The organism is Halomonas sp. BN3-1, assembly GCF_003056325.1.
Taxonomy (GTDB): domain Bacteria; phylum Pseudomonadota; class Gammaproteobacteria; order Pseudomonadales; family Halomonadaceae; genus Halomonas; species Halomonas litopenaei.
This window is the reverse complement of sequence record NZ_PYVV01000071.1, coordinates 1-301: the sequence shown is the minus strand read 5'-3', so window position 1 is coordinate 301 and position 301 is coordinate 1. Positions and strand designations below refer to the sequence as shown.

The following is a 301-nucleotide window of genomic DNA, read 5'->3' as shown; positions in this document are numbered from 1 at the left end:
AATTCCCCCCTTGATCAGAAGGGCTGACCTGCTTACTGATTTGTAAAACCGGTCCGGCCATCACGCTCACATAACGTCCACGCAGGCTCTCATAGTGAAACGTATCCTCCCCGGTCATCACTGTGCTGCTCTTTTTCGACGCGGCGAACCCCAGGGAAGCCATCACCCCCACACTGTCCGTCAGCTCATAACGGTACTTCACGTTAATCCCTTTCAGATGACTCACACCGGTATCCCCGCCCGACAACGACGGCAATGTACCCGGTTTCACTTGAAAATAGCCCCGCAATCAAGGGGAATT

At 53.8% G+C, this 301-nt stretch carries 1 pseudogene; it reads right to left on the bottom strand.

Annotation, left to right across the window (positions count from 1 at the left end):
- Nucleotides 1-283 (bottom strand): annotated as a pseudogene (locus C9F12_RS22360) (Ail/Lom family outer membrane beta-barrel protein); the annotation flags it as partial.
- Nucleotides 284-301: the final 18 nt, after the last annotated feature.